Consider the following 26,143-nt stretch of genomic DNA (forward strand, 5'->3'; position numbering starts at 1 on the left):
GTGTCACGGCCGTTCCCCGGTGGCGACGGGCCGGCCGGGGGTGTTCGACCACGCCGACCACGAGCCCGGGAACAGGGCCGCCGGGATGCCCGCGACCTGGAGCGCGGCGATCTCGTGTGCGGCGCTCACGCCGGAGCCGCAGTAGGCGCCCACGGCGCCGGCCCGGTGCGCTCCCAGCTGCCGGAACCTCTCGTGGAGTTCCTCGGCCGGCCGGAAATGGCCGGTCTGGTCCACGTTGTCCAGGGTCGGCGCGTTGACGGCCCCGGGGATGTGCCCGGCCTGCGGGTCCAGCGGCTCGACCTCCCCCCGGTAGCGTTCCGCGGCCCGGGCATCCAGCAACAGGCCCTGCGAGGGCAGGGCCGCGGCGCCCTCCTGGTCCAGCACCGGCATCTGACCCCACGTGGTCCGCGCGGTCCCGGGCCGGGGGATGACATCGCCGGCCTGCAGCGGCAGGTTGGCGTCCCGCCAGGCGGACAGCCCGCCGTCGAGCAGGTAGACCGAGTCGATCCCCGCGTGCCGCAACAGCCACCACGCCCGTGCCGCGGAGGTGCCGTGGGCATCGTCGTAGACCACCACCGTGTCTCCGTCATTGAGCCCGAGCATGCGGACGGTGTCCCCGAAGCGGGCGGGGTCCGGCAGCGGGTGCCGCCCCTGACGGGGGCCGTCGTGGCCGGCCAGTTGGCTGTTCATGCTGACGTACACCGCCCCGGGGATGTGTCCGCGCAGGTACTCGGCGTGGCCGTTGCCGGCCCCCAGCGCGGTCCACCGGACGTCGAGGACCTTCAGGGTCTCCGCGTCCGGTGTGGGGTCCGCGGGCACGAAACCGGGTGCCGGCTCAGGCGTCCCGGCAACAGTCGGGTCCGCCGCGGTCGGGTCCGCGGTGGTCAGGTCTACGGCGGTCAGGTCTGCGGCTACGGGACCCGCGGCCCGTCCCTGCCAGGCGGCGAGCACCGCCACGTCCACGAGCACGGGGCGCCGGGGGGTCCTGCCGTTCAACCGATCCACGTGGACTCCCCCTCCTCCAACACCGTCAGCGTGGAACCGTAGCGCTCGGCGAAGGTGCCGGCGTGCCGGCGGTACATCGGCAGCCCACGGCCGTTGAGCAGACCATCATGCACCGGGATCACCTGCCGGGCCCGCACGGCGACGATGAAGTCCAGCGTCTCCGAGAGCTTGCTCCACGGTGCGCTCAGGGGCACCAGCACGGTGTCCGGTACCGGACCGGGCGGGACGATGTAGCTGTCCCCCGGGTGGTAGACGAGGTCGTCGAGGATGTACCCGGTGTTGGCGACCACGGGGATCTGCGGGTGGATCAGGGCATGCTGGCCACCCACGGTGCGGACCGCGAAGCCGGCCACCTCGAACTGCTCCCCGGGACCGGCGGCGATGATCCGCGCGGCGTCCAGGCCGGCAGCCACGGCCGCCTCGGCCAGACGGGCCGCCGGGACCGCGGGCGCCCGCACCGTCACGGCGGGCTGCGCGGCGAGGTACTCCAGAACGGGCCCCTCGTCCAGGTGGTCGGCGTGCTCGTGGGTCACGAGGATGTGTTCGGACCCCTCGAGGGCCGTGGGGACATCGGTGAAGGACCCGGGATCGATCACCAGGCGCCGCCCGGACTTCTCCAGCCGGATGCAGGCATGTCCGAACTTGGTCACAGTCATCTCAGTAGGCACCGGACCACCCTATCCCGGACGGTGCCTCCACGTCAGGCCCCTGATCAACGACCGGAGGCCCGGCCGTCCACGCTCATCGGCAGGCCGCCGCTGGTAGTCTCGAGGCGATGAATATCGGACCCGTGAAAAGCCGCTCCACCCGGCAGAAGACTGCCGTGAACCGGGTCCTGGACGAGCGCGAGGACTTCGTCAGCGCCCGCGAACTCTTCACCCTCCTTCAGGAGCGGGGCGAACAGGTCTCGCTGGCCACCGTGTACCGCATCCTGCAGCAGCAGCAGCAGGAGGGGCTCGTGGACGTGCTCAACCCGGACGACGGCGAATCGCTGTTCCGCCGCTGCGAGGCCCAGACCCACCACCACCACCTCATGTGCCGGCGCTGCGGCCGGGCGGTGGAGATCATGGCCCCGGCCGTGGAGGCCTGGGCCGCCCGGACAGCCCAGGAGCATGCCTTCACCGAGGTGGAGCACACCGTGGAGATCTACGGGATCTGCCCCGACTGCTCTCGTTCCTGAACCACCTCGACCGTGCAGTCCGGGTCCACCAGCAGCGGGACGTCCTCCCCCGGCTCCCCGTCTGACGGGGCGGGGCCGTGCAGGGATCCCAGGCCGTAGACGGCTTCCAGGTTGGCCCTGGTCATGACCTCCTCCGGCGGCCCGGAGGCCACCACCCGGCCGTGAACCAGGATCACGTGGTCGGCCGCACGGGCCTCGTCCAGATCGTGGGTGGTCAGCACCACGGAATGCCCGTGCTCGGTCTCCGCGTGGATGATGCGGTCGATCGTCCGCGCCGAGGTGATGTCCAATCCCGTCATGGGTTCGTCCAGCATCAGCACCTCGTGGCCTTGCGCCAGCCCCTGGGCCACGTAGACCCGCTGGCGTTGGCCGCCCGAGAGCTCGTCGAGGTGACGGCCGGCCAGGTCCTGGACCTTCATCTGCGCCATGGCCTCCGCGACCGCGGCGCGGTCTGCCCGGGAGAAGGGGCGCAGCCAGCCGGCCGACGGGTACCGGCCCATGCGCACCACGTCCCGCACCGTCATCGGCGTTCCCACGGGGAACACCACGGACTGCATCACGTAGGAGATCCGCTGGCGGTTCTCCCGCACCGTGCCGCCCAGTACCGTCAGGGTGCCCGACGCCGGCTCCAAGACTCCCGCGATCGCCTGCAGGAGCGTGGATTTGCCGGACCCGTTGGGGCCGATCACCGCGGTGACCCCACCGAGCGGCACCCGGAACGAGGAGGATTCCAGCGCGATCTGGCGGCCGTGCGCGAGCACGAGGTCTCGGGCCTCCACGAGGACGGCCCCGCCAAGGCCGTCGCGGGTATTTTCATCGCGGGCAGCGCCGGTGTGCGCACTGCTGTCTCGAATCGTGCCGGCGCGGGTCGTGCCCGCGCGGGTCGTGCCGGCGCTCATGCGGACACCTGCTCGGTCGCCTCGGCGGGCGCCGGGGGCTCCGTCGGTTCTGTCGGTTCTCTCGGGCCTGTCGGCCGCCTGCGCAGCCGGCCACTGGAGGCCCGGAGACGGTGCACGGTCTCCCGCACGGTCAGTACGAGGAAGAACAACACGATCGGCACCAGGGACATGGTGGCGGATCCCGCCGTCCCGGCGTAGTAGCTGAGCGTGAGCCCGCACCACACCGAGAAGGCCGCGATGGACAGGGACCACGCGAACATCTGGGGCACCGTACGGGAGACCAGCGCGGCGGTCGCCGGCGGCCCCACCAGCAGGCCGAACACGAGCAGGGTCCCCACGGCCTGGAAGCTGCCGATCACGGCGGTGGCGATGAGCACCAGCAGCAGGCCGTGGGTGAGCTGGGGGTGCATCCCGAGCGAACGGGCCTTCGACGGGGAGAAGGACAAGGCCATGAGAGGCCGGTAGAGCACCACGGCGAAGAGCACCACGGCCGCGGCCATGACCGCCTGCACGCGGATGTCGTCCCAGCTGACGCCCAGGGTGTCGCCGAAGAGGATGGCCGTCAGAGACCCCGTATACGAGTCGGAGGTCGAGATCATCACCACGCCGAGGGCCATCATGCCGACGAACAGCAGACCGATCGAGGTGTCCTCCTTCAGCGTGGTGGTGCGGTAGACCAGTTGCATCCCCCCGACCATGACGGCGGCCGCGATGGCGGCGCCCAGGTAGGGCGAGAACCCGAAGAGGACGGCGGCGGCGATCCCGGGGATGACACCGTGCACGAAGGCATCGCCGAAGAAGCTCATCCCGCGCAGCACCAGCCACACCCCGACCACGGAGCACATCAGGGCGGCCACCAGGCCGCCGACCAGGGCCCGTTGCTGGAATCCCAGGGCGAAGGGTTCGATCACCCACTCCAGCCCGATCACGAGAGTGCCTCGGCCAGGGTGCGGGCGTTGAGGACCATGGCCACGGCATAGGTCTCCGCGCCCGATCCCTCGGGTCCGATGCCCCCCTCGTAGATCTCGACCACCGGCACCTCTCCCCCGGTCTCGGCCGAGAGCGCCTGCATGAGCTTGTTCCCGCCCCCGGCCCCGGTCACGAGGGCGTCCGCACCCTCGCGCTCCATCTGTGCGACCAGGGCAGCCATCTCCCCGGAGGACGGTTCGGCATCCGTGGAGCCCCCCGGGATGACCACGCCGCCGACCTCGAAGCCGTAGGCCGCGGCGAAATAGGCGTAGGCCTCATGATCCGTCACGAGGGTCCGGCGCTCCGCGGGGATCGCCTCCAGGATCTGGCGCACCTCCGCGTCCACGGCCTCGAGTTCCCCGGCGGCCTCGGTGCCACAGTCCGCGTACTGCTGCTCACCGGTCGCCTCGGCCAGCTCGTCCCCGATCAGTTCCGCGGCCTGCCCCATCCGGGCGACATCCATCCAGAAGTGCGGATCCAGGCCCTCATGTTCATGCCCGTCATGCCCGTCGTGCGCACCGTGCCCTTCGGCTGCGTGGTCCTCCTCGTGGGCGCCGAAGGGCAGGGGATCCACGGCCGGCGCCACCTCCAGCAGCCGGGCCCCATCGGCTCTCGCGTTGTCCAGCGCCGTCCGCAGGCCCGCCTCCAGCCCGAGTCCGTTGGAGACCACCAGCTCCGCGGTCGCGAGCTGCGCGACCTGCCGGGAGGAGGCCGAGAAGTCGTGCGGGTCGTCTCCCGGACCCATGATCGTGGCGGAGGAGGCACCGGCGCACGTGGTCACCTGGTCCAGGACGCTGCCCAGCTGCGTGGTGGTGGCCACGGCCACCGGGTCGTCCGCGCCACGCCCGCCAGCGTCCCCACCGCCCGAGGCGCCCTCCTGGGCGGAGCACCCCGTCAGGACCAGGGCCGCGGCGGCGACCAGACCCACCAGGGGCAGGCTGCGTCGGCGTGCGGTGACGAGGCGGGCGGAACGGTCCATGGGGTGCCTTCCAGGCGGATCTACGCGGGCGAACGGGCTGTGAACGCACTATGACGGGTGGCCATGACGAACGGGAGCCAATGTATCATATTGAGAACCGTTAGCAATAACCATCCCGGGGTGGAGCGGTCAGCGGCCCGGCGTCCGCAGCTTCACGGGGTTGCTGGACTGCGTCGCGTCATGGATCTCCCCCACGAGGACCTCCAGCACGTCCTCGAGGAACAGCACCCCCACCATCTCCCCCTCGGCCGAGATGACGCGGGCCACGTGGGACCCGGTGCGCTGCATGAGACTGAGGGCATCCTCGATCTCATCGGAGACCGCCACGTTGGCCATCGAACGGACCTTCGTCACGGGGACCGGCTCCCGGTACCGTTCCCCCGGCACGGTCATGACGTCCTTCAGGTGGAGATAGCCCGTGTAGGAGCCGTCGGCGTCCTCCAGTACGAAGCGGGAGAACCCGGTCCGTCCCACCGCCTTCTCGAACGCCTTGGGGGCCACGTCCGCCGGCAACGTCACCACATCGGCGATCGGCACCATGACGGCCTCGGCCGCGTAGTCGGAGAACTCCAGCGCGCCGGAGATCAGCCCCGAGCCGTCGTCCACGAGACCGGTCCGGGTGGACTCCGCCACAATGGACTGGACCTCCTCGAGGGTGTAGGTCGAGTTGACCTCGTCCCGCGGTTCCACCTTGAAGGCCCGCAGCACCACGTTGGCCGCCCAGTTCAGCGCCAGGATCACCGGGTGCAGGACCTTGTTCAACCAGACCAACGGGGTGGCCAGCAACAGCACGGCCTTGTCCGCCATCGAGACCGCCGCGTTCTTCGGGACCATCTCGCCGAAGGTGACGTGCAGGAAGGTCACCACCAACAGGGCGATGACGAACGCCGTGACGTCCGCGACCGCCGTCGGGATCCCCACGGCCTCCAACGGGGTGACCAGCAGATGGTGGAGGGCCGGCTCGGAGACGTTGAGGATCAACAGGGAACAGACCGTGATGCCGAGCTGACAGACGGCCAGCATCTGGCTGACGTGCTCCATGGCGAACAGGGCCGTCTTGGCACGGCCCGAGCCACCCTCGGCCTTGGGCTCGATCTGGCTGCGCCGGGCACCCATCACGGCGAACTCACCGCCCACGAAGAAGGCGTTGGCGATCAGCAGCAGGACCAGCCACACGATGCCCATGACGTCATCACTCATCGCGCGGCCTCCTGGTTCTTGCGGTCTCGCTGCCGTTCATCCTGCGACTCCCCGACGGTGCGGGCCGGCTCGAACTTGACCCGGTCCACCCGGCGCCCGTCCATGCGCTCGACCACGAGCGTGCCGCCGTCCACCTCGAGCAGGTCCCCGGGCTCCGCCACGCGGCCGAGCCGGGCCATGATGTAACCGCCCACCGTGTCATAGGCCCCGTCCTCAGGCACCTTGAGCGTGGTGATCTGAGCCCCGATCTCATCGGGTCGCATCAGGCCCGGGAAGAACCACTTCCCGGAGGCGGTCTGCAGCACCCCGGGGGTGACGCGGTCGTGCTCGTCGGAGACCTCGCCGACGATCTCCTCCACGAGGTCCTCGAGGGTGACCATCCCGGCGGTCCCGCCGTACTCGTCCACCACCATGGCGACCTGGAGGCTGGCCGCGCGCAGCTCGCCCAGCAACTGGTCCAGGTGCACGGTCGCCGGGACCCGGCCGACGTCGGTCATGATGGTGGCTGCCACCAGCTCGGGGCGCTTGGCGCGGGGAACGGCCACCGCCTTCTTGACGTGCAGCACCCCGCGGACGTCGTCCGGGGAGTCCCCGATCACGGGGAACCTCGAGTAACCCGTCCGGCGGGCGGTCTCGATCACCGACTCCAGGGACTCATCCGCCTCCAGGGACTCCATCCGGATCCTGGGTGTCATGACGTCAGCGGCGGTACGGTCCGAGAACCGCAGCGTCCGATCCACGAAGGCGGCCGTCTTCGCGTCCAGGGTGCCCATCTCCGCCGAGCGGCGGATCAGGGAGGACAACTCCTCCGGGGTGCGCGAGCCCGAGATCTCCTCCGTGGCCTCCATGCCGAACAGGTGCAACACCCGGTTGGAGAAGCCGTTGAGGACGAAGATCACCGGCCGGAAGACCAGGGAGAACCCGAGCATCGGCCGGGCCAGAGCGCGGCCGATCTGCATGGACCGGGCAATCGAGAGGTTCTTCGGGATCAGCTCACCGATCAGCATCGACGCCAGGGTGGCCACCGTCATCGCCACCACGATCGAGACGGTCGCCGTCGTCGCCTCATCCAGGCCGAGGCCGGCCAGCGGCCCGGCGAGCAGCGCCCCGAGGGAGGGCTCCATCAGGTAGCCCGTCAGCAGGGTGGTCAGGGTGATGCCCAGCTGGCAGGCCGAGAGCTGGGTGGAGAGGGATTTGAGGCAGCGGAGCAAGGGGGCCGCGCCGCGGTCACCGTCATCCACGAGCCGCTGGACGGTGGGGACGTCCAGGGCGATCATCGAGAACTCGACCGCCACGAAGAACCCGGTGCCGAAGACCAAGAGCAGGCCTACGGCGAGCAGGAGCCATTCCACGTCAGCACCCACCGCCCGGGGTGCCGGATTCAGCGCGGTCGTTCAGCGGGCACGTACTAGAGGGCTCCGTTCCGGCCGCGGCGGCATCCTGCGTGGATCCGTGGCGGCGGGTGGGGGCACCAGATCGGTGTCTGTCCATAGTGGTCCCAGTATACGGAAAGACTCCACCGTGCTCTCACCGGTCCTCACCACGACTGTCGGACGGGGCGTCCCTCCTCGTATCCGGCCGCGGACTGCACGCCCACCACGGCCCGCTCGCGGAACTGCGCCAGGTCCGCGGCGCCGGCATAGGACATGGAGGACCGTACGCCGGCCGTGATCATGTCCAGCAGGTCCTCCACGGAGGGGCGCTGGGGGTCCAGGTACATCCTCGAGGTGGAGATACCCTCCTCGAACATGGCCTTGCGGGCCCTCGTGTAGGCGTCCTCGGTCCTCGTGCGGTTCTGCACGGCCCGGGAGGAGGCCATCCCGAAGCTCTCCTTGTACTGGCGGCCATCGGCATCCACCACCAGGTCCCCGGGCGACTCGACGGTGCCCGCGAACCATGAGCCGATCATGACCTGGCTCGCCCCGGCCGCCAACGCCAGGGCCACATCCCTCGGGTAGCGGACGCCGCCGTCGGCCCAGACATGCGCGCCCAGGTCCCGGGCAGCCGCCGCACAGTCCAGGACTGCCGAGAACTGGGGCCGTCCCACGGCCGTCATCATGCGGGTGGTGCACATGGCTCCCGGACCCACACCGACCTTGATGATGTCCGCACCGGCCGCCACCAACTCACGGACGCCGGCGGCGGCGACCACGTTGCCGGCGACCACGGGCACCGGCAGGTCCAGCGCCTTCACAGCGGCCAGGGCGTCCAGCATCTTCTGCTGATGGCCGTGGGCGGTGTCCACCACGAGCACGTCCGCCCCGTACTCCACCAGGGCGGCGGCCCGGCCGGCCACGTCTCCGTTGATCCCGACGGCGGCCCCCAGCCGGAGCCGGCCCGCACCATCCAGCGCGGGGGCGGACATCCCGGAGCGCAGCGCCCCCGTGGGCGTCAGCACGCCCACCAGCTCGGTCCCGGAGAGCACGGGGGCATAGGACACCCCGGCGGAGTCCATCTGCACGAAGGCCTCCTGCAGCGAGGGGAACCGATCGGCCTGGAAGGTCAGCGCGGGCTGACGCAGCACAGAGGCCACGGCGGAGAAGCGGTCAACACCCTCGCAGTCCTGGGCGCGCACGATCCCCGCGAACGTCCCATCCGGCGCCACCACGGACGCCGCCGGGTGGTTGCGCTTGCCCAGCAGGTGCAGCACGTCCAGGACGGTGTCCGTGGGCTGCACCTTCAGCGGGGTCTCGAACACCGGGTGCCGCTCCTTGACCCAGCGCGCCACCTGCTCGATGACCTCCAGGGGGACGTCCTGGGGCAGGATGCCCAGCCCGCCGCGCCGAGCCATGGTCTCGACCATGCGGCGTCCGGTGACGGCGGTCATGTTGGCGGCCACCAGCGGGATGGTGGCCCCGGTGGCGTCATCGGCCGAGATGTCCACGTCCATCCGGCTGATGACCTCCGACTTCGCCGGGACCAGGAAGACATCCGCATAGGTCAGGTCGGTGGTGGGCGCCGTGAGGAAATCCATGTCCTCATCGTCCCACGGCCCGGACACGTCGCTGCCTCCCAGGGTGCTCCCCGGCCTCCGGCCTGTGCCCCTGGCGGAAAATCCGCGTGGGCGTTGGAACCTGGCGGCGAAGTATCACTATGCTTGGGCGAGGCGCGCCGAGAGACCGGACCGGAGCGGGGCGCGCAGCAGGGATGCATTCGCCGGTGAACTACACAGACTACGGAAGAGGCGTTACCACCGTGCCAGAACTCACGTCCGACCGGCTTTCCGCGGAATTCCCCGGAAACGAATGGCTCGTCGCGGAAATCTACGACAAGTACAAGGCGGACAAGTCTTCCGTGGATTCCAAGTGGGTCCAGATCTTCGAACGGCTGGAAGCAACTCCCGCGTCAGCAGCAGCCGGCGCATCCCGGCCCGGTGCCGCCCCGGCCGTGAAGGCCGCACCTGAGGACGCCGGCAAGCGCCCCGCCGCCCAGCCAGCTCGGAAGTCCACACCGCAGGCCCAGCCGGCCAAGCCGGCACAGCAGGCGGAACAGGCGCAGGGCGCGGCACCCTCCGCCGCCTCCGCATCCCCCGCCGTGAAGAAGTCCGGCGCCCCGGCCACGTCCCCGGTGCCCTCCGAACCGGAGAAGTCCAAGAAGAAGGGGGCCACCGAGCCCCTCGAGGACAAGGTCACGCCGTTGCGCGGCATGGCGCGCGCGGTGGCCAAGAACATGGACGCCTCCCTGTCCATGCCCACCGCCACCACGGTGCGTGACGTGCCGGCCAAGCTGCTCATCGACAACCGCGTGGTCATCAACAACCACCTCAAGCGCAGCCGCGGCGGCAAGGTCTCCTTCACCCACATCATCGGCTACGCCCTGATCCGAGCCCTGGCCCAGTATCCGGCCATGAACGTGCTGTACCGCGAGGTGGACGGCAAGCCCTCCGTGGTCCAGCCGCCACACGTGAACTTCGGCCTGGCCATCGACCTGCCGCAGAAGGACGGTTCGCGCACGCTCGTGGTCCCGAACGTCAAGGCCGCCGAGTCCCTGAACTTCATCGAGTTCTGGCGCGCCTACGAGGACCTCGTCGCCCGCGCCCGGGACAACAAGCTGGGTCTGGACGACTACGCGAACACCACGGTCTCCCTGACCAACCCGGGCGGCATCGGCACCGTGCACTCGGTGCCCCGGCTGTCCGAGGGACAGGCCGCCATCGTCGGCGTCGGCGCCCTGAACTACCCGGCCGAGTTCCAGGGTGCGTCCGAGAAGACGCTCAACCGCCTGGCCGTCTCGAAGACGATCACGCTGACCTCCACGTATGACCACCGCGTGATCCAGGGCGCCGCCTCCGGCGAGTTCCTCAAGATCATCCACGGCCTGCTGCTAGGCGAGCAGGGCTTCTACGAGGAGATCTTCGAGTCCCTGCGTATCCCCTATGAGCCGGTGCAGTGGCGCCCGGACGTGCAGGTCAATCCGGAAGACCAGATCAACAAGGTCGCCCGCATCCAGCAGATGATCCACGCCTTCCGCGTCCGCGGACACCTGATCGCGGACGTGGATCCGCTCGAATACACCATGCGCAAGCACCCGGACCTGGACATCCTGGAGCACGGGCTGACGCTCTGGGACCTGGACCGCGAGTGGCCCACGGGGGGATTCGGCGGTCAGCCGATGCTGCCGCTGCGCAACATCCTCGGGGTCCTGCGGGACGCGTACTGCCGCAACACCGGCGTGGAGTACATGCACATCCAGGATCCGGCGGAGCGCAAGTGGTTCCAGGACGAGCTGGAGCACCCCTACGCCAAGCCGAACCGCGAGGAGCAGCTGCGCATCCTGGGCCGCCTCAACGCGGCTGAGGCGTTCGAGACCTTCCTGCAGACCAAGTTCGTCGGCCAGAAGCGGTTCTCCCTCGAGGGCGGCGAATCGCTGATCGCCCTGCTGGACGGCGTGCTCTCCGGGGCTGCGGACGACGGCATGGACGAGGTCGCGATCGGCATGGCCCACCGCGGTCGCCTGAATGTCCTGACCAACATCGCGGGGAAGACCTATGCCCAGGTGTTCCGCGAGTTCGAGGGCACCGCGATCCCAGGCTCCGTGGAGGGCTCCGGTGACGTGAAGTACCACCTCGGCACCGAGGGCACCTTCATCTCCGACCGGGGCAACCGCACCAAGGTCTACCTCGCCGCCAACCCCTCCCACCTGGAGGCCGTCGATCCGGTCCTGGAGGGCGTGGTCCGCGCCAAGCAGGACCGGCTGGACCGGGGTGGGGACTCCGTGAACTCCTACTCCGTGCTGCCCATCCTGGTGCACGGCGACGCGGCCTTCGCGGGTCAGGGCGTGGTCGCGGAGACCCTGAACCTGTCCCAGCTGCGCGGCTACCGCACGGGTGGCACCATCCACGTGGTGGTCAACAACCAGGTCGGGTTCACCACCCCGCCGTCCTCTGCCCGGTCCTCCGTCTACGCCACGGACGTGGCCAAGACCATCCAGGCCCCCGTCTTCCATGTCAACGGGGACGATCCCGAGTCCGTGGTCCGGGTGGCCCAGCTGGCCTACCAGTACCGGCAGCGGTTCAACAAGGACGTCGTCATCGACATGATCTGCTACCGCCGCCGCGGGCACAACGAGGGTGACGATCCCTCGATGACGCAGCCGCGCATGTACAACCTGATCGAGCAGAAGCGCTCGGTGCGCAAACTGTACGTCGAGAACCTCGTCGGCCGTGGTGACATCACCCAGGACGAGGCCGATTCGGCGCTGAAGGACTACCAGCAGCGCCTGGAGCGGGTGTTCGCGGAGACCCACGACGCGCAGACCTCGCCGATTCCCGTGATCGGCTCCGGCCTGGAGAGGACCACGGACAGCGAGGATCCCACCCCGCAGGCCCCGGACGGCACCCGGATCTCGGAGGAGACGCTACAGCGGATCGGCCAGGCCCACCTGGAGATCCCGGAGGACTTCACCGTCCATCCGAAGCTGAAGGCCCTGCTGGAGCGGCGCGCCAAGATGGCCGTCAACGGGGACATCGACTGGGGCTTTGCCGAGCTGGCCGCCTTCGGCTCGCTGTTGATGGAGGGTGTCCCGGTCCGGCTCTCCGGTCAGGACTCCCGCCGCGGCACCTTCGTCCAGCGCCATGCCGTCTTCCATGACCGGGTCACGGACGATGAGTGGACGCCGATCAGGAACCTCTCCTCCGACCAGGCCAAGTTCTGGGTGTACGACTCGCTGCTCAGCGAGTACGCGGCCATGGGCTTCGACTACGGATACTCCGTGGAGCGCTCGGACGCCCTGGTGCTCTGGGAGGCCCAGTTCGGTGACTTCGTCAACGGCGCGCAGACCGTGATCGACGAGTTCCTCTCCTCCTCCGAGCAGAAGTGGGGCCAGAGCTCCTCCCTCGTGCTGCTGCTGCCGCACGGTTACGAGGGTCAGGGCCCGGACCACTCCTCCGCCCGGATCGAGCGGTTCCTGCAGATGTGTGCGCAGGACAACATGCGGGTGGCCAACCCCTCGAACGGTGCGAACCACTTCCACCTGCTGCGGGAGCAGGCCTATGCCCGCCCACGCCGCCCGTTGATCATCTTCACCCCGAAGCAGCTGCTGCGCCTGAAGGCGGCGGCCTCTCCGGTGGAGGACTTCACCCAGGGCCGCTTCCAGGCGGTCATCCCGGACCAGGAGATCGGCCAGTCCGTGGACAAGGTGCTGCTGGTCTCCGGCCGGCTGTACTACGACCTGGTGGCGCGTCGGCAGAAGGACGGGGACACCAAGACCGCGATCATCCGCGTGGAGCAGCTGTACCCGCTGCCCGCGGAGGAGATCGCCGCGGAGCTGGCCAAGTACCCCAACGCCTCGGTGTCCTGGGTGCAGGACGAGCCGGCAAACCAGGGGCCGTGGCCGTTCATGGCCCTGAACCTGCTGCCGGTCCTGGACCGCAGCGTGAACCTGGTCTCACGCCCGGCCTCCGCCTCCACCTCGGCCGGCTCCAAGGTCCGCCACGACCACGAGGCGTCCATCCTGTTCGATGAGGCCTTCGGCCGCTGAGAGCACCCTGATCGCAGTCCGGCACCCGGCCCGGCCGCCCCTTGGTGGCCGGGCCGGGTGCTCCCGCCGCGTTGCTACAGTGACGGGCACCCCATCGAAAGGTACACAGTGGAGATTCGTCGGATCCGCATCGCCTCCGTCGGCAATGAGCTCCTGGCCGGCGTGGGCGACCCCCGCGCGCTGGGCTGGCTCGGCCGAGTGCTGGCCAAGACCTCGGCCCCCGGGGTCCAGCTGGAGAGCTACGTCCTGGCCCGTCCGGGTGAGGGCACGGAGGCGCTGTCCCAGCGCTGGCAGGCCGAGACGGCGCTGCGGTACGGCGAGACGACGGAGAACCGGCTGGTGATCGGGCTCTCGGACACCGATCTGGACCGTGAGGCCTCCACCGCCCGGGCCCGGCTGAACCTGGCCAACGTCCTGGACCGCGCGGCCCAGCTGGACATCGCCACCCTCGTGGTGGGCCCGGTGCCCTCCCTGGACGGGGAACGCAATGCCCGCCTGCAGGAGTTGAACACCGCGTACATGGACGTGGCGGACCGCCGCCACCACTACTACGTGGACACCTTCACCCCGCTGGTCAACCACGAACAGTGGCGCAACGACCTGGCGGCGGGTCAGGGCCTGCCCGGCCAGGCCGGGTACGGACTGATGGCCTGGCTCGTCCTGCACCGCGGCTGGTATCAGTGGCTGAACCTGCCGGAGCCCACGGCCTGACCCATCTCTGACCCGTCCCTGATCCGGACGGGACGGGCAGACACCGGCACCGACACCGGCACCGGTTGGGAACACCCCACCCACGTGTGAGAAACTGGATGGTGCTGTCACGGATCAGTGACGGCGTCGAATCACCGGAAGGAACCGCGATGAGCAAGCGTGGACGCAAGCGTAAGGACCGCCGCAAGGGCAGTGCCAACCACGGTAAGCGGCCCAACTCCTAAGGCCCTATCGGCTCCCCTGATGCGCACCGGGAGCAGCAAAACCACCAGACCCCGCCGATCGGGACGGTTGAACCGTCCGCCCCGGCGGGGTCTGTTGCGTTCTGGCCCGCACTCCGGGCCGACCGGCCGGACTAGTGGCCGGCCTCCATCTTGATCTGGCTGATGCGCGCCATGATGCTGACCTTGAGGGTGCTCGGGGCCTTCTCGGTGCAGCTGCGCTTGACCACGGAGCGGATGATGCACTCGAGGTCGTACTCGCCGGCACACTCGGTGCACTCCTCGAGGTGGCCCTTGACCTCCTCGAGGTCACCATGCGTCAGGGCGCCGTCCAGGTACTCGTACAGGCGCTGGATACGGGTGTCCGCGCAGTCGCCGATCTTCTGGCAGTCCTCACTCATCTGTTCCCCGCCTCCTGGTCTTCCTGCTTGGTGCCGGCCTGGCCGGTGGTCTGTTTCGGGCCGATGCCGCGTTCGCGTGCATAGTCGGTCAGCAACCCGCGCAACAGCTTGCGGCCGCGGTGCAGCCGGCTCATCACCGTGCCGATCGGGATCTCGAGGATCCCGGCGATCTCCTTGTAGGCGAAGCCCTCCACGTCCGCGAAGTACACGGCCAGCCGGAACTCCTCCGGGATGGCCTGCAGGGCGTTCTTGACGTCCGAGTCCGGGAGATGGTCCAGCGCCTCGGTCTCCGCCGAGCGCAGGCCGGACGAGGTGTGTTCGGCGGCCTTGAACATCTGCCAGTCCTCCACCGTGTCCGTGGCGGCCTGGAGGGGCTGGCGCTGGCGCTTCCGGTACAGGTTGATGTACGTGTTCGTCAGGATCCGGTACAGCCAGGCCTTCAGGTTGGTCCCGGGCCGGTACTGGTGGAAGGACGAGTACGCCTTGGTGTAGGCCTCTTGGACGAGGTCTTCGGCATCCTGCGGATTGCGGGTCATGCGCATGGCCGCGGAGTACAGCTGGTCCACGTACTCCAGCGCGTCACGCTCGAAGCGCTCGCGCCGGGCGCTTTCCGACTCCGTGGCCAGATCCACGTCCGGCGTGTCATGCGCCGCGGGGCCCGGGGCGGTGTCGTTGGTATCCATCGCCCACCAGTCTACGGCCCGTTGCCTCACACGCGGCCGCTCGGCCAGGGCCACGCCGGTCGGGGCCATGGGGACCTTCCTCTCGCCCGTCGTATCCCGGGTGTCGCTGGACTGCTGTGCCGGGTATAGCAACCCGTTCCGCGTCGTTATTCCACGGCCCGGTAATCTGGGCAGGGTGATGACCCACCCTGCAGATCCCTGGCCCGCGCCCCGGCCGACCGGTCCCGTCCACGGCACCGTGCGCGTCCCCGGATCCAAATCGCTCACCAACCGCTACCTCGTGCTCGCCGCCCTGGCCGATGGTCCCAGCCGCCTGCGCGGCGTCCTGGACAGCCGCGACTCCCGTCTGATGATCCAGGCACTCACCGCGCTCGGCGCCTCGATCACCGAGGTCGCCCCGGGCACGGTGGAGGTCGTCCCCGTGCCCGACGACGGCCCCCGGACCCCCGCAGGCGGCCTCACCATCGACTGCGGGCTGGCCGGCACCGTCATGCGCTTCGTCCCGCCGCTGGCCGCGCTGGCCTCCGGGCCCGTGCACTTCACCGGCGACGAGGCCGCCCTCGTCCGCCCCATGGGCCCCATCCTGGACGGCCTGGCCGCGCTCGGTGTCCGGGTGGACGGGCCGGGGACCGGCGCCGGCACCCTGCCCTTCACCGTCCACGGGGCGGGCACCCCGGGCCGCGTGGCCAGCGGCATGGCGGGCGGTGCCGAGGGCGGTGTCGAGGGTGGTGTCGAGGGAGGTGTCGAGGGAGGCCGGATCGAGGTCGACGCCTCGGGCTCCAGCCAGTTCGTCTCCGCCCTGTTGCTGGTGGCCCCCCGCTTCCACCGGGGACTGCACCTGGTCCACACCGGGGCCTCGGTGCCCAGCCCCGAGCACATCGGGATGACGGTCGCGGTGCTGCGCCGCTGCGGTGTGGAGGTGGATGACTCCGTACCCGGTCAGTGGAGGGTCGCGCCCGGCCCGATCCGCGCCCTGGACACAGCGGTGGAGCCGGACCTGTCCAACGCCGGGCCGTTCCTGGCGGTTGCCGTCGCCACCGGAGGCACGGTGTCCGTCCCGGACTGGCCGGCTCAGACCACCCAGATCGGCGACCGGTGGCGGACCATCCTGCCGGCGTTCGGCGCCACCGTGGACTTCTCCCCCGCCGCGGCGGACGGCGGATCCACCGGCACCCTGACGGTCACCGGGTCTCTCGGTGAGGACGGCCGCCCCCGGATCACGGGGCCCGGCGAGATCCACGGCACCGCCGAGCTGGCGCCCACCGCGGCGGCCCTGTGCCTGCTGGCCGACGGTCCGGGACAACTGACCGGGATCGGGCACCTCCGCGGTCATGAGACAGACCGGCTGACGGCCCTGACGACCGAGACCGGACGCCTCGGGGGGACGGTCGAGGAGGGTCCCGACTTCCTCGCGTTCCCCGGCACCGCGGGCGCTCCGGACGGCTCCGGTCCCCTGCACGGCGCCACCCTGGAGACCTACGAGGACCACCGGATGGCGACCTTCGCCGCCGTGGTGGGCCTGACCATCCCGGACGTGTCGGTGCGGGACATCGCCACCACGGCCAAGACCATGCCGGACTTCCCGCAGATGTGGACCGAGCTGGTCAACGGTTCGGGTACATGAGCCGCCCCGGCCGCCGGTTCGACCCGAAACGATGGGACGAGTCCGACATCCGGTCACGGCCCACCAAGGGGGGCTCACGCCCGCGCACCAAGGAACGACCCGAACATGATGACGCGGTGATCGGCCGGGTGGTGACCGTGGACCGGGGGCGGTACACCGTCCATCTCGACGGCAGCGCCTCGTCGGCGGGTTCCGGGGACAGCGCCGAGCACGAGGACCGGGACATCACCGCCATGCGCGCCAGGGAGCTGCGCCGCAACCCGGTGGTGACGGGGGATCTGGTGGGCGTGGTCGGGGACCTGTCCGGCCGGGAGGGCACGCTGGCCCGGATCGTGCGGATCGAGGAGCGTTCCACCGTGCTCCGGCGCTCCGCCGACGATTCGGACGCCTACGAACGCGTGGTGGTCGCCAACGTGGACACCCTGGTCATCATGGTGGCCGCCGCCAACCCCGAGCCCCGCACCGGCTTCATCGACCGGGCCCTGGTGGCCTCCTACGACGCCGGCATCGAACCAGTGCTGTGCATCACCAAGACGGACCTGCGGGACCCGTCGGGACTCCTGGCCCACTACCGGCACCTCGACCTGGAGGTGCTCACCTCGCGCTCGGCGCGAGAAGCCCCCACTGGTGCGGCTCGTGCGGCTGACGCAGCTGACGCAGCTGACGCAGCCGATGAGTCCGGTGCTGCGGGTCCCGACTCCGCTGAGGCTGATCCTGCTGAGCCCGACGCCGAACTTGACCCCGCCCTGCTGGCCGGCCTCCGGACCCGGCTGGAAGGCCACATCTCCGTGCTCGTGGGCCCGTCCGGCGTCGGGAAGTCCACGCTGCTCAACGCCCTGGCCGGCACGGCGCGGGCCACCGGCCACGTCAACGCCGTCACCGGCCGCGGACGGCACACCTCCTCCTCCGCGCTGGCCATCCCACTGCCGGGCAGCCCGGGTTCCTGGCTCGTGGACACCCCCGGGATCCGCTCCTTCGGCCTGGGCCTGGTGGACCGGAACCGGGTGGTGGAGGCGTTCGAAGACCTCGCCCCCGCACTGGCCGACTGCCCCCGGGGATGCTCCCATGCGCAGGACGAGCCGGGGTGTGCCCTGGACGGCTGGGTGGCCACGGGGCGGGCCGGACCGTCCGGTGCCGAGCGGCTGGCGTCATTGCGTCGCCTGCTGACCGGTGGAAGGTAGCGTGGCCTCCATGACCGATGCGCCCAAGAACTACACGGATGACCTTCGACTCGCCCACATCATGGCCGACTCGGTGGACTCCCAGACCATGGCCCGCTTCAAGGCGCAGGACTTCACGGTCGACACGAAGCCAGACCTGAGCCCCGTGACGGACGTGGACCGCGGCGCCGAGGAGCTCATCCGCGGCAACCTGTCCCGGGCCCGTCCACGGGATGCCGTCCTGGGCGAGGAGTTCGGCGAATCCGGCCACGGTCCCCGGCGGTGGGTGGTGGACCCGATCGACGGGACCAAGAACTTCGTCCGCGGCGTGCCGGTGTGGGCCACCCTCATCGCCCTGATCGACGACGGCGAGCCGGTGGTCGGCGTCGTCTCCGCCCCAGCCCTGAACCGCCGGTGGTGGGCCGCCAAGGGCACGGGCGCCTACATGGGCAAGTCCCTGGCCTCGGCCACCCGCATCCACGTCTCCAACGTCTCCCGGATCGAGGACGCCTCGCTCTCCTACTCCTCTCTGGAGGGGTGGCGGGAGCGCGGCAACATCCGCGAGTTCCTGGAACTGACCTCCACCGTGTGGCGCACCCGGGCCTACGGTGACTTCTGGTCCTACATGATGGTGGCCGAGGGCGCCGTGGACCTCGCCTGTGAACCCGAGCTGGAGCTCTATGACATGGCGGCGCTGGTGCCGATCGTCATGGAGGCCGGCGGGCGCTTCACCTCCCTGGAGGGCGAGGACGGGCCGTTCGGCGGTAATGCACTGGCCACCAACGGGCTGCTGCATCCGGAGGCCTTGGAGTCCCTCAACCCAGACCTGATCGGCCAGCAGCAGGCCTGATGCCCGACCCGTCTGACCCCCTGCCGCCCGGTCCGGCCCTGCGGCACCGTGGGCATCCCGGCTGGGCCGTGGTGGGCGCCGTGGCAGCCGGAGGGGCCATCGGCACCCTGTTGCGCTGGGCCCTGGTGGCCCCGGCACCGGAATCCGCTACCCCAGTGGCCCAGTGGATCACCCTGGGACTCGTGAACCTCAGCGGGTCCTTCCTGCTCGGGGTACTCACCGGAGCCGGCTCACGGAGCCGACTCCCACGCTGGCTCACGGCAGGGCTCTCCACCGGCGTGCTGGGCGCCTACACCTCACTCTCCGCGGTGGTCCTGGCCGCCTCCGCGGCACCGGCCATGGGGTTGGGGGATTTCATCCAGACCGGCTCCCCCGGTGGCTGGCTGCTGGTGGCGGGACTGGCCGGCACCCTACTGGCCCTGGCGGCGGGCGCAGCCCTGGGTACCATGGCCGCCGCGGCGGGCCTCCATCTGGGCGGATTCCGTACTGCGCCCCGCACGGAGGGGAACGCCCCATGATCATCGTGTATCTGGCCCTGGCAGGGGCCACCGGGGCGGTCCTGCGGCTGCTGGCGGACCACTATCTGCCGTCACGGGGGATCCTGCTGGCCAACGCCCTGGGTTCCCTCGTGGCCGGTCTGGCCGCGGGGTTGTTGTCCGGGCCGGACTCCGCGGTGGCCCGGGAGATCTGGCTGACCGGCGTGGCCGGTGCACTCACCACGTTCTCCACGGTGTCCGTGTCCACGGCACGGGATGCACTGTCCGGCCGGTTCGCGGCCGCCGCCGGCTCCTGGGCCGCCCATCTGGCAGCCGGCCTGCTGGCCGTGAGCCTGGGACTCGCCGTGGGGGCCGGCTGGTCCTGAGCCGGGCTCAGCGTCCGGCGGCCCGCCGACCGGAAGGGCGCACTGCCCCGTCCCGGGCCTGGCGACGTTCATCCTGCGCCTTGTTCGACTCGGACTCCAGTCGGTCCCGGTACAGCACCGTCAGGACGACCGACACCGCGATGAGGACGAGGTAGATCCCCCCGAGCAGCGGCTGGCCCACTGCGAACAGCACCACCGCGCCGAGTAGGAACAGCACGTGCCCGGCCACGGCATGCCACGGCCAGCGTGGGCGGGCCGGGGCCTTCGGGGAGAGCACGAGACCCCACACGGCGGCGACCAACACCACGGCCACCACGGCCGCCCACGGGCTGGAGAACGCCGTCAGCCCCCAGAACCCCGCGGCGCCGAGCAGGCCCAGTTCGAGCAGGAACATCAGGACGGCGGTCAGGGCGGGGCCGGTGGTTGCAGGCATGATCCCATAGTCTAGCGATCCGGTGCCTCTGCGCGCCGGGGAGCGTCGAAAGGACAGACCGGGTGGCCTACCACTGGTCGTGGGAGTCCGTTCGGCGGCCTGACTTTCGTGCTGGGGAACGGCCCGTCAGGCCAGGTTCGGATTAATTGGTCAATCGTCGGCGTGTCGTCGCTTCCGGTCCGGTGGTGGCGATCGCGGTGATCGTCTGGGCTGTGGCGGGTCGGATCGGATGGGTGTCTGCTCCACCGGGACAGCAGTGATGTCACCCCGGCAGGGATGTCACCCGGCGGGGATGTCACCTGGCAGGGAGGCACTCTGGGCCTGCGGGCGGGTTGAGTCCGCCGAGCACATCTCGGCCGATCTCGCCGACGAGGTCACCGGTGTCGTCTGTGACGCGCCGGACGCGCCGGGCGCTGCGGGCGCTCCGGGCGCTCCGGGCGCTGCGGGCGCTCCGGGAGCTGATGAGTAGATCCCTGGCGGTCATGGCGGCGTAGGTGTCGTTGCCCCGCTCCGGATCAGTGCCGGACACGGTGGACACGGTGTCGGTCGTGCACACTCAGCGCTTGGTATAGAACCAGCACCGCCCACATATCCTGGGCCGGCCCGGCCGGGTTCTGATGGTGATCCTGGTCGATACCGCTTTACCAGCCCTCCGCTCGCACATCCGCCGACAATACGCCGACGCAGGTCTTTGACCCCGGGACCGAGCCCTTAACTATTAACTACCCGCATTGGCCCTGAAGGTCGGTCTCTCCGCTGTACGAGGTCTGCCCCACGAATCGCCCCAAGGATCCTCATACGGCCGGTCCATTCCTCCACAGGTGACCAATCCCTGGCGTGTCATCCACAGATCTCCGCAGGCCCTTCCTTCTACCCGAGCCCCGTGATCGAATGGAGGTATTCGAACACTTGTTCCCATTGGTGAAGATAGGTGGAGGAGGGCGGCATGGATCTCGGCGAAGCATCAGACCAGCCCCATGACGCCAGACTGCCCCTGGGGGAACTCCCGCTCGAGCAGCTCATGACACTGCTACACGCGACCACCCGGGCCGTGACGGATCGCCTCGCGGCCCCGGATGCACTGCGCGAGGTGGTTCCCCTGGACTTCTCCCCCTCCCCCTGCGACCTCGCGGACCCGTCCAAGGACTGGGGCGCCATGCTCGCCACCCGACCGGACGAGACAGAAACTCAGGACGCTGCTGGTGCCATAGACGCTGCAGATGCCGTGGACTCCACTGACGCCGCCGATTTCACCCTGCCCACGCTGCAACAGGTCCTCGAGAACGTCGGACGCTGCATCACGGCAGCCCAGACGTCCCTGACCGGCCACGCCGTGGAAGCCTACGAGAACCCCTCAGAACGCCAACGACTCCTGGGCCTGCCCGCGGGCAAGACCGCCTTCCGTGACGCCACCGACTACCTCAAACTCGCCCTGCGCATCGACGCCACCGAAGCCCGCCGACGCATCCGCTGGGCCTCCACACTCCGCCCAACCCAAACCCTATCCGGAGACACCCTCCCTCCCCTGCTTCCCCTGCTGTCCGAATCAGTCCAGCAAGGCGCGGTAGACCGCGCTGCCGTGGACGTCATCACCCAAGCCATCGACACAGCCCGCCAGATGGCCCGCCGGATCGGCGCTGACCCGCAAGCCGCCGGCACCCTACTGGACGACGGCGAGCAACGACTGGTCTCACAAGCCCTCTCCGTGGACCCGGGCACCCTGCGCAAGGTGAGCAACCACTGGCTCAAATGGTTCGAAGCCACCGTGGACCCAGACGGCGCCGAACCACACGACGCCGACCTCCCGCAGATCCAGGGAATGATCCGCAAGGGCAAACGCAACGGCCTGCACCACTGGCTACTGGCCGTCGACGACGCCCAGAACGAATACCTCGAGACCATTGCCGGAGCCGCCACGAACCCCCGAGCCCAGCACCGTAGGCCCGCCCAGGGAACCGAGGGAATCGAGGGGCAGCTGATGGCAGAAGTGCTCTCCGACGACTGTGGCGAGTTCACCGTCGTGCCGGCCCTTGACCCCCGCTCACGGAATCAACAGCAGTTGGACGGCCTGATCGCGTGCATCGCCGGAGGCCTGGCCCTGATCGAGTCAGACCAGTTGCCCTCCACCGGCGGTCAACGCCCCCAAGTCGCCGTGACCATCGACTTCCACACCCTGCTCGGCGATCTGGAAAAGACCGGCGCCCTCACGGCAGAGGACCTCAGCCAATTCGAATCCTCGGCTGCCTTCACCGGCACGATCCACCCGAACATCATCCGGACCCTGGCCTGCGACTCAGAGATCCTTCCAGTGGTCCTCGGCGCTGAGGGCCAGGTCCTCGACATCGGACGGGCCCAACGACTCTTCCCCACCCGGCTACGCCAGGCGATCGCCACACGCGACGGCGGCTGCACCGCCCCCGGCTGCTGGATCCCCGCCCCGTGGTGCGAAGCCCACCACGTAGAGCACTGGGAACACGGAGGGCCCACCTCCGTCGAGAACGGAGTACTGCTCTGTGTCCACCACCATCACGCCGTGCATTCAGGCGCCTGGGACATCGACATGAGAACCGGCAGCCCGTGGTTCATCCCCGCGCCCTACCTAGACCCACGAAGACAACCACAACGCAACCACTATTGGCGCCAACGATGAGCACCTCGCAGGAATCCCGCCAGCCCCGCTCCGGACACCCGAGTGTCCCGGTGACCGAGCACCCGGGTGTCCGAGTGCCCGAGTGCCCGAGTGCCCGACTACAGTCGAACCCGCCTGGCACGCGTGCCCGCCGCGCGGGCACCCAGTGCCTCAGGATCAGCGCCGGGATCAGGGTATTCCACGTGCTCCAACACCAACGCATGCGGCGGAGCCAACCGAGTCTGCGCATCACGCACCATGGCCTCAAGCCGCCCAGCCACCCATCCGGCGGTACGGAATCTGGAGGATCTGATGGTCAGCGCAGCAGAAGATGCCAGCAAAACCTCAACAGATGAAACTGATGGCCTGGCTAGATACCCGGCAGCACGAGGTGCTGCGATTCGCCGAGGACCTGCGCATTGCCCACACGAATAACGTGGCCGAACACGAGGTGCGGCCATCTTAGAGCCGGATGAGAATCGCCGGCGGCCTCGGTACCTTGGCCGATCCCGAACCTCAACTACCTGGACTTGAGCCTAGGGAAGTCCCGGCTAAATGACCCCGGACACGGCGAAGGCCCCGGGACACCATGGCTGGTGTCCCGGGGCCTTCGCCGTGGGATGGTGGAGATGGCGGGAATTGAACCCGCGTCCGATGCAGTGTTGCCAGGTCTTCTCCGGGCGCAGTGTGCACTGGGTGTTACTCGGCCCTGACTGTCCTACACACAGGCAGCCAACCCGGGCCCAGCCGGATTAAAGTCTCCACCACGACCCCCGGCGAGGGTGGTGAACAGTGGCTATCTAGTTGACGTCAAGGTCCGGGGCGATAGCATCCCCGGGTTGACGGACTTGTTCACTGCTCAGGCAGCGAGAGCGAAGTCAGTGCGCTTAGATTCGGCACTTGTTGGTTTGCAGAGAGCGTTGACGAGATGACTCTGCATCCTCGGCCCGCTTCCCCTGTCGCGACTCACATCGTCGAAACCGATCATCCCCGTATTCAGTTGACAAACAACCGTCCATCATCCGGTTCCTGCGGAACGTCTCTGAGATCTCCACCTGACCCGGACTGTCCAGTGTAACGCATCCACTGCCCCGGGTATTCCAGCGGGTCCGCCGGTCCGGCCAAGCCGCCTGGCTCGGCCGTCAGGCACTGCCCCGCCGTCCGGTCAGGCCGCACCGCGGTTGCGGAGCCGCATGGCCCGCTGGGCCTCGCGGTTGTCCTGCTTCTCCCGCAGCGCATGGCGCTTGTCATAGTCCCGCTTGCCCTGGGCCACCGCGATCTCCACCTTGACACGGCCATCCCGGAAATACAGCTGCAACGGGACGATCGTGTGCCCGGCCTCCGAGATCTGGCGCGAGATCTTCGTCAGCTCCTGGCGGTGTAGCAACAGCTTCCGTCGGCGCCGCGCCGAGTGGTTGGTCCAGGAACCGTTGAGGTACTCCGGGATGTAGACCTGCTCCAGGAAGAGCTCGTCACCGTAGAACACGGCGAAGCCCTCCACCAGGGAGGCGTGTCCCTCCCGCAGGGACTTGACCTCGGTGCCCATCAGGGAGATCCCGGCCTCATAGGTGTCCAGGATGAGGTAATTGTGCCGGGCCTTGCGATTGGTCGCGATGACCTGCCGGCCGTCCGGCGTCTTCTTGCTACCGGTCTTGCCGGCTGATTTCTTGGCCACGATCACTCCTCTCCTGTCCCATGACACGGACTGACTAGTCTACCCGCGCCGTCCGGTCGGCGCTGCGACCTCCTCCGGGCCGCGGCCGGAGCCCGGGTCGACGACCCCTGCCGACGCCCCTAGAGGAGACCGGCCGGATTGACCGCGCGGCCGTCCAGGATGGTCTCGAAGTGCAGGTGACAGCCCGTGGAGTTGCCGGTGGTGCCCGTGTACCCGATGACCTGGCCGCGCTGCACGTCCTGCCCCGGCGAGACGATGGACCGGGTCAGATGGTGGTACTTGGTGGCCAGGGCACGGCCCTTGACGACCCCATGGGAGACGACCACGCGGTTGCCGGAGGTCCACACGGCCCAGTCGGCGTTCCAGACCTCGCCGTCCGCCGCCGCCCGGACCGGCAGGCCGCAGCCGCCGCCGAAATCCATCCCGGTGTGCACGTACCCGCCAGCACCGCCGTAGTCGAAGGTGCCGGACGGGGTCGGGCGCCATCCGAACCCGGAGGTGATGTAGGTGTTCAGAGGCCACTGAAGCCCCCAGCCGCCGGAGCTGTTGGACGGGCTGGCGGCCTTCTGGGCCGTGTCGGCCCGTTCCTCCGCGACCTCCGCCTCCCGATTCGCCTTCTCGGAAGCCTCCTGGGCCTTGCGGGCAGCCTCCCGGTCGGCCTGCGCTGCAGCCTGACGGGCCTTGCGGGCCGCCTCCTCGGCGGCGCGCCGCTTGCGCTCGGCCTCGGCGACGGCCTCGCGGTGCTGCTCCTGCAGGTCCGAGGTCTTCGAGGCCTCAGCCGTCAGCGCCCGCTGGCGTTCGGCGATCTGTTCGTTGACCTGGTCCTGCGCCGCCCGGTTGGCGTCGATCTGGGCCTGGATCTTGGGGCGTTCGGCCTTCAGCTCGTCCGTCAGCCGGGAGGTCGTGGAGACCATCTCGTCCAGCTCCTGCTTGGCATCGGCCGCCTCGTTGCGGGCCTGCTCCTCCCGCTGAAGGGCCTGTTCGGCCTGGGCCCGCAGGTCCCGGATCTCCTCCTCGACGGCGGCCAGACGCACCTCGGCATTGACGTCGGTGGACTTCGACTGGGAGACCGAGGAGATGCGGCTGTCCTGGATGCGCAGGGCCTGGTTGGCCAGTCCCATGGCATCCGGCAACGACGAATCGCTCAGCCCCAGGATGAAGGCCAGGTCCGAGGAGACCCCGCCCTGCTTGTAGGCCTGGTTGGCGATCTGCCCGATCTCGGTGGCGGCGGTGTCCAGTTCCTGCTCGCTCGCGGCGATCTCGGCCACGATCTCCGAGCGGCTCGACTCCGCCTGGCGGACCCGCTCATTCAGGGATGCCACCTCGGCGGTGGCCGCCGAGACGCGTCCCTCCGCGGCGGAGAGCGCCGCCTGCGCCCCCGGCATCTGGTCCTGCAGCCCATTCAGCTCCCGGACCTTCTCGGCGATGCCCTCGTCGAGTCCCTCGAGGGACGCGTCCAGATCGCCCTGGCGGCCCTTCAACTCAGACTGCTCTCCCCCGAGGTTCCCGATCTCCCGGTCGATCTCCGACTGGTTGCGCTCGGCCTGCTCGATCTGCCGTTGCAGGTCGTCGACCGAGTCCTGTGCCACGGCGGTGCCGCCCATGGACAGGGTCATCAGTGTCACCAGGCCGGCGCCGAGGATGGCGCGAGAGAGTCGGCGTCGGGTCACGATGGGCCTCCGGG

The 26,143-nt window shown here is 69.5% G+C and carries 25 protein-coding genes and 1 other RNA gene; 11 read left to right on the top strand and 15 right to left on the bottom strand.

Going from position 1 to position 26,143, the window contains the following annotated elements:
* Positions 1–3: 3 nt before the first annotated feature.
* Positions 4–1,005 carry a sulfurtransferase gene (locus ACSU1G_RS23715; protein WP_439282483.1) on the bottom strand — a complete coding sequence of 334 codons (1,002 nt, stop codon included), beginning with the start codon at positions 1,003–1,005 and terminating at the stop codon, positions 4–6.
* Positions 993–1,673, bottom strand: a complete 681-nt coding sequence (locus tag ACSU1G_RS23720; RefSeq protein ID WP_439282484.1) for an MBL fold metallo-hydrolase — start codon at positions 1,671–1,673, stop codon at positions 993–995. The genes ACSU1G_RS23715 and ACSU1G_RS23720 overlap by 13 nt, the downstream gene beginning before the upstream one ends.
* A 107-nt stretch (positions 1,674–1,780) precedes the next feature.
* On the opposite strand from ACSU1G_RS23720, the gene ACSU1G_RS23725 reads away from it, so the two are divergent.
* Positions 1,781–2,185: a Fur family transcriptional regulator gene (locus ACSU1G_RS23725; RefSeq protein ID WP_439282485.1), complete on the top strand. Its 405-nt coding sequence runs from the start codon at positions 1,781–1,783 to the stop codon at positions 2,183–2,185.
* On the opposite strand, the gene ACSU1G_RS23730 is transcribed toward ACSU1G_RS23725, so the two are convergent.
* The 6 genes from ACSU1G_RS23730 to ACSU1G_RS23755 form a co-directional block, all read right to left on the bottom strand.
* A complete protein-coding gene (locus ACSU1G_RS23730; RefSeq protein WP_439282486.1) occupies positions 2,152–3,084 on the bottom strand; it encodes a metal ABC transporter ATP-binding protein in 933 nt (310 codons plus the stop codon). The two genes, ACSU1G_RS23725 and ACSU1G_RS23730, sit on opposite strands and share 34 nt — an antisense overlap.
* Entirely contained in the window at positions 3,081–4,013 is a 933-nt protein-coding gene (locus tag ACSU1G_RS23735) for a metal ABC transporter permease (protein WP_439282487.1), read from the bottom strand. The genes ACSU1G_RS23730 and ACSU1G_RS23735 overlap by 4 nt, the downstream gene beginning before the upstream one ends.
* Positions 4,010–5,032 carry a metal ABC transporter solute-binding protein, Zn/Mn family gene (locus ACSU1G_RS23740; RefSeq protein WP_439282488.1) on the bottom strand — a complete coding sequence of 341 codons (1,023 nt, stop codon included), beginning with the start codon at positions 5,030–5,032 and terminating at the stop codon, positions 4,010–4,012. Before ACSU1G_RS23740 ends, ACSU1G_RS23735 begins: the two co-directional genes overlap by 4 nt.
* Before the next feature lie 129 nt (positions 5,033–5,161).
* Positions 5,162–6,232 (bottom strand): hemolysin family protein, encoded by a 1,071-nt coding sequence (locus ACSU1G_RS23745; RefSeq protein WP_439282489.1) that lies wholly within the window; start codon positions 6,230–6,232, stop codon positions 5,162–5,164.
* Positions 6,229–7,584, bottom strand: a complete 1,356-nt coding sequence (locus ACSU1G_RS23750) for a hemolysin family protein (RefSeq protein WP_439282490.1) — start codon at positions 7,582–7,584, stop codon at positions 6,229–6,231. The genes ACSU1G_RS23745 and ACSU1G_RS23750 overlap by 4 nt, the downstream gene beginning before the upstream one ends.
* Before the next feature lie 185 nt (positions 7,585–7,769).
* Positions 7,770–9,206: a GuaB1 family IMP dehydrogenase-related protein gene (locus tag ACSU1G_RS23755; RefSeq protein WP_439282491.1), complete on the bottom strand. Its 1,437-nt coding sequence runs from the start codon at positions 9,204–9,206 to the stop codon at positions 7,770–7,772.
* Positions 9,207–9,427: 221 nt separating this feature from the next.
* Between ACSU1G_RS23755 and ACSU1G_RS23760 the strand changes: the two genes are divergently transcribed.
* The 3 genes from ACSU1G_RS23760 (at position 9,428) to ACSU1G_RS23770 (ending at position 14,145) form a co-directional block, all read left to right on the top strand.
* Entirely contained in the window at positions 9,428–13,210 is a 3,783-nt protein-coding gene (locus ACSU1G_RS23760) for a multifunctional oxoglutarate decarboxylase/oxoglutarate dehydrogenase thiamine pyrophosphate-binding subunit/dihydrolipoyllysine-residue succinyltransferase subunit (protein ID WP_439282492.1), read from the top strand.
* A 108-nt stretch (positions 13,211–13,318) separates the two neighbouring features.
* The gene (locus tag ACSU1G_RS23765) at positions 13,319–13,921 is read left to right on the top strand and encodes a GDSL-type esterase/lipase family protein (RefSeq protein WP_439282493.1); all 603 of its coding nucleotides are present in this window, start codon (positions 13,319–13,321) and stop codon (positions 13,919–13,921) included.
* A gap of 149 nt (positions 13,922–14,070) precedes the next feature.
* Positions 14,071–14,145 (top strand): 50S ribosomal protein bL37, encoded by a 75-nt coding sequence (locus tag ACSU1G_RS23770; RefSeq protein WP_371300742.1) that lies wholly within the window; start codon positions 14,071–14,073, stop codon positions 14,143–14,145.
* Between the two features lie 131 nt (positions 14,146–14,276).
* Here ACSU1G_RS23770 and rsrA read toward each other — a convergent pair whose 3' ends face one another.
* Together rsrA and ACSU1G_RS23780 are read right to left on the bottom strand one after the other, a co-directional pair.
* Positions 14,277–14,543: a mycothiol system anti-sigma-R factor gene (gene rsrA / locus ACSU1G_RS23775; protein ID WP_439282494.1), complete on the bottom strand. Its 267-nt coding sequence runs from the start codon at positions 14,541–14,543 to the stop codon at positions 14,277–14,279.
* Positions 14,540–15,226, bottom strand: a complete 687-nt coding sequence (locus ACSU1G_RS23780) for a sigma-70 family RNA polymerase sigma factor (RefSeq protein ID WP_439282666.1) — start codon at positions 15,224–15,226, stop codon at positions 14,540–14,542. Before ACSU1G_RS23780 ends, rsrA begins: the two co-directional genes overlap by 4 nt.
* A 178-nt stretch (positions 15,227–15,404) precedes the next feature.
* Here ACSU1G_RS23780 and ACSU1G_RS23785 point away from each other — a divergent pair, with 178 nt between their 5' ends.
* From ACSU1G_RS23785 to ACSU1G_RS23805, 5 genes are read left to right on the top strand one after another with little or no spacing between them, the layout of a single operon-like run.
* Complete coding sequence (locus ACSU1G_RS23785; protein WP_439282495.1) at positions 15,405–16,850, top strand: 3-phosphoshikimate 1-carboxyvinyltransferase; 1,446 nt, start codon at positions 15,405–15,407, stop codon at positions 16,848–16,850.
* Positions 16,847–18,031 carry a ribosome small subunit-dependent GTPase A gene (gene rsgA / locus ACSU1G_RS23790; protein ID WP_439282496.1) on the top strand — a complete coding sequence of 395 codons (1,185 nt, stop codon included), beginning with the start codon at positions 16,847–16,849 and terminating at the stop codon, positions 18,029–18,031. Before ACSU1G_RS23785 ends, rsgA begins: the two co-directional genes overlap by 4 nt.
* 10 nt (positions 18,032–18,041) lie before the next feature.
* Positions 18,042–18,860: a histidinol-phosphatase gene (hisN, locus tag ACSU1G_RS23795; protein WP_439282497.1), complete on the top strand. Its 819-nt coding sequence runs from the start codon at positions 18,042–18,044 to the stop codon at positions 18,858–18,860.
* Positions 18,860–19,378: a fluoride efflux transporter FluC gene (locus ACSU1G_RS23800; RefSeq protein ID WP_439282498.1), complete on the top strand. Its 519-nt coding sequence runs from the start codon at positions 18,860–18,862 to the stop codon at positions 19,376–19,378. The genes hisN and ACSU1G_RS23800 overlap by 1 nt, the downstream gene beginning before the upstream one ends.
* On the top strand, positions 19,375–19,722 hold the full coding sequence (locus tag ACSU1G_RS23805) for a fluoride efflux transporter FluC (RefSeq protein ID WP_439282499.1): 348 nt from the start codon (positions 19,375–19,377) through the stop codon (positions 19,720–19,722). Before ACSU1G_RS23800 ends, ACSU1G_RS23805 begins: the two co-directional genes overlap by 4 nt.
* 7 nt (positions 19,723–19,729) lie before the next feature.
* Here the strand turns inward: ACSU1G_RS23805 and ACSU1G_RS23810 are convergent, their stop codons facing one another.
* Positions 19,730–20,155, bottom strand: coding sequence for a DUF2568 domain-containing protein (locus ACSU1G_RS23810; protein WP_439282500.1), 426 nt, complete (start codon positions 20,153–20,155; stop codon positions 19,730–19,732).
* Between the two features lie 295 nt (positions 20,156–20,450).
* Positions 20,451–20,711 carry a hypothetical protein gene (locus tag ACSU1G_RS23815; RefSeq protein ID WP_439282501.1) on the bottom strand — a complete coding sequence of 87 codons (261 nt, stop codon included), beginning with the start codon at positions 20,709–20,711 and terminating at the stop codon, positions 20,451–20,453.
* Positions 20,712–21,101: 390 nt separating this feature from the next.
* Here ACSU1G_RS23815 and ACSU1G_RS23820 point away from each other — a divergent pair, with 390 nt between their 5' ends.
* Both ACSU1G_RS23820 and ACSU1G_RS23825 read left to right on the top strand, forming a co-directional pair.
* Positions 21,102–22,805, top strand: coding sequence for a DUF222 domain-containing protein (locus ACSU1G_RS23820; RefSeq protein ID WP_439282502.1), 1,704 nt, complete (start codon positions 21,102–21,104; stop codon positions 22,803–22,805).
* A gap of 310 nt (positions 22,806–23,115) precedes the next feature.
* The gene (locus tag ACSU1G_RS23825; protein ID WP_439282503.1) at positions 23,116–23,250 is read left to right on the top strand and encodes an IS66 family transposase; all 135 of its coding nucleotides are present in this window, start codon (positions 23,116–23,118) and stop codon (positions 23,248–23,250) included.
* Positions 23,251–23,405: 155 nt separating this feature from the next.
* Here ACSU1G_RS23825 and ssrA read toward each other — a convergent pair.
* The 3 genes from ssrA to ACSU1G_RS23840 all read right to left on the bottom strand — a co-directional run bounded on the left by ssrA (position 23,406) and on the right by ACSU1G_RS23840 (position 26,129).
* Positions 23,406–23,776, bottom strand: a transfer-messenger RNA (tmRNA) gene (ssrA, locus tag ACSU1G_RS23830).
* Between the two features lie 173 nt (positions 23,777–23,949).
* Positions 23,950–24,459, bottom strand: a complete 510-nt coding sequence (gene smpB, locus ACSU1G_RS23835; RefSeq protein ID WP_439282504.1) for an SsrA-binding protein SmpB — start codon at positions 24,457–24,459, stop codon at positions 23,950–23,952.
* Between the two features lie 119 nt (positions 24,460–24,578).
* Positions 24,579–26,129, bottom strand: coding sequence for a peptidoglycan DD-metalloendopeptidase family protein (locus tag ACSU1G_RS23840; protein WP_439282505.1), 1,551 nt, complete (start codon positions 26,127–26,129; stop codon positions 24,579–24,581).
* Positions 26,130–26,143: the final 14 nt, after the last annotated feature.

It is taken from the genome of Microbacterium sp. A93 (assembly GCF_051842835.1).

What these genes read in the sequence shown, in the direction of transcription:
- ACSU1G_RS23725 (WP_439282485.1), top strand. Translation starts at nt 1,781, where the DNA reads ATGAATATCGGACCCGTGAAAAGCCGCTCCACCCGGCAGAAGACTGCC.
- ACSU1G_RS23730 (WP_439282486.1), bottom strand. Translation starts at nt 3,084, where the DNA reads ATGAGCGCCGGCACGACCCGCGCGGGCACGACCCGCGCCGGCACGATT.
- ACSU1G_RS23740 (WP_439282488.1), bottom strand. Translation starts at nt 5,032, where the DNA reads ATGGACCGTTCCGCCCGCCTCGTCACCGCACGCCGACGCAGCCTGCCC.
- ACSU1G_RS23745 (WP_439282489.1), bottom strand. Translation starts at nt 6,232, where the DNA reads ATGAGTGATGACGTCATGGGCATCGTGTGGCTGGTCCTGCTGCTGATC.
- ACSU1G_RS23755 (WP_439282491.1), bottom strand. Translation starts at nt 9,206, where the DNA reads ATGGATTTCCTCACGGCGCCCACCACCGACCTGACCTATGCGGATGTC.
- rsrA (WP_439282494.1), bottom strand. Translation starts at nt 14,543, where the DNA reads ATGAGTGAGGACTGCCAGAAGATCGGCGACTGCGCGGACACCCGTATC.
- ACSU1G_RS23780 (WP_439282666.1), bottom strand. Translation starts at nt 15,226, where the DNA reads ATGGATACCAACGACACCGCCCCGGGCCCCGCGGCGCATGACACGCCG.
- ACSU1G_RS23785 (WP_439282495.1), top strand. Translation starts at nt 15,405, where the DNA reads ATGACCCACCCTGCAGATCCCTGGCCCGCGCCCCGGCCGACCGGTCCC.
- rsgA (WP_439282496.1), top strand. Translation starts at nt 16,847, where the DNA reads ATGAGCCGCCCCGGCCGCCGGTTCGACCCGAAACGATGGGACGAGTCC.
- hisN (WP_439282497.1), top strand. Translation starts at nt 18,042, where the DNA reads ATGACCGATGCGCCCAAGAACTACACGGATGACCTTCGACTCGCCCAC.
- ACSU1G_RS23800 (WP_439282498.1), top strand. Translation starts at nt 18,860, where the DNA reads ATGCCCGACCCGTCTGACCCCCTGCCGCCCGGTCCGGCCCTGCGGCAC.
- ACSU1G_RS23805 (WP_439282499.1), top strand. Translation starts at nt 19,375, where the DNA reads ATGATCATCGTGTATCTGGCCCTGGCAGGGGCCACCGGGGCGGTCCTG.
- ACSU1G_RS23810 (WP_439282500.1), bottom strand. Translation starts at nt 20,155, where the DNA reads ATGCCTGCAACCACCGGCCCCGCCCTGACCGCCGTCCTGATGTTCCTG.
- ACSU1G_RS23820 (WP_439282502.1), top strand. Translation starts at nt 21,102, where the DNA reads ATGGATCTCGGCGAAGCATCAGACCAGCCCCATGACGCCAGACTGCCC.
- ACSU1G_RS23825 (WP_439282503.1), top strand. Translation starts at nt 23,116, where the DNA reads ATGCCAGCAAAACCTCAACAGATGAAACTGATGGCCTGGCTAGATACC.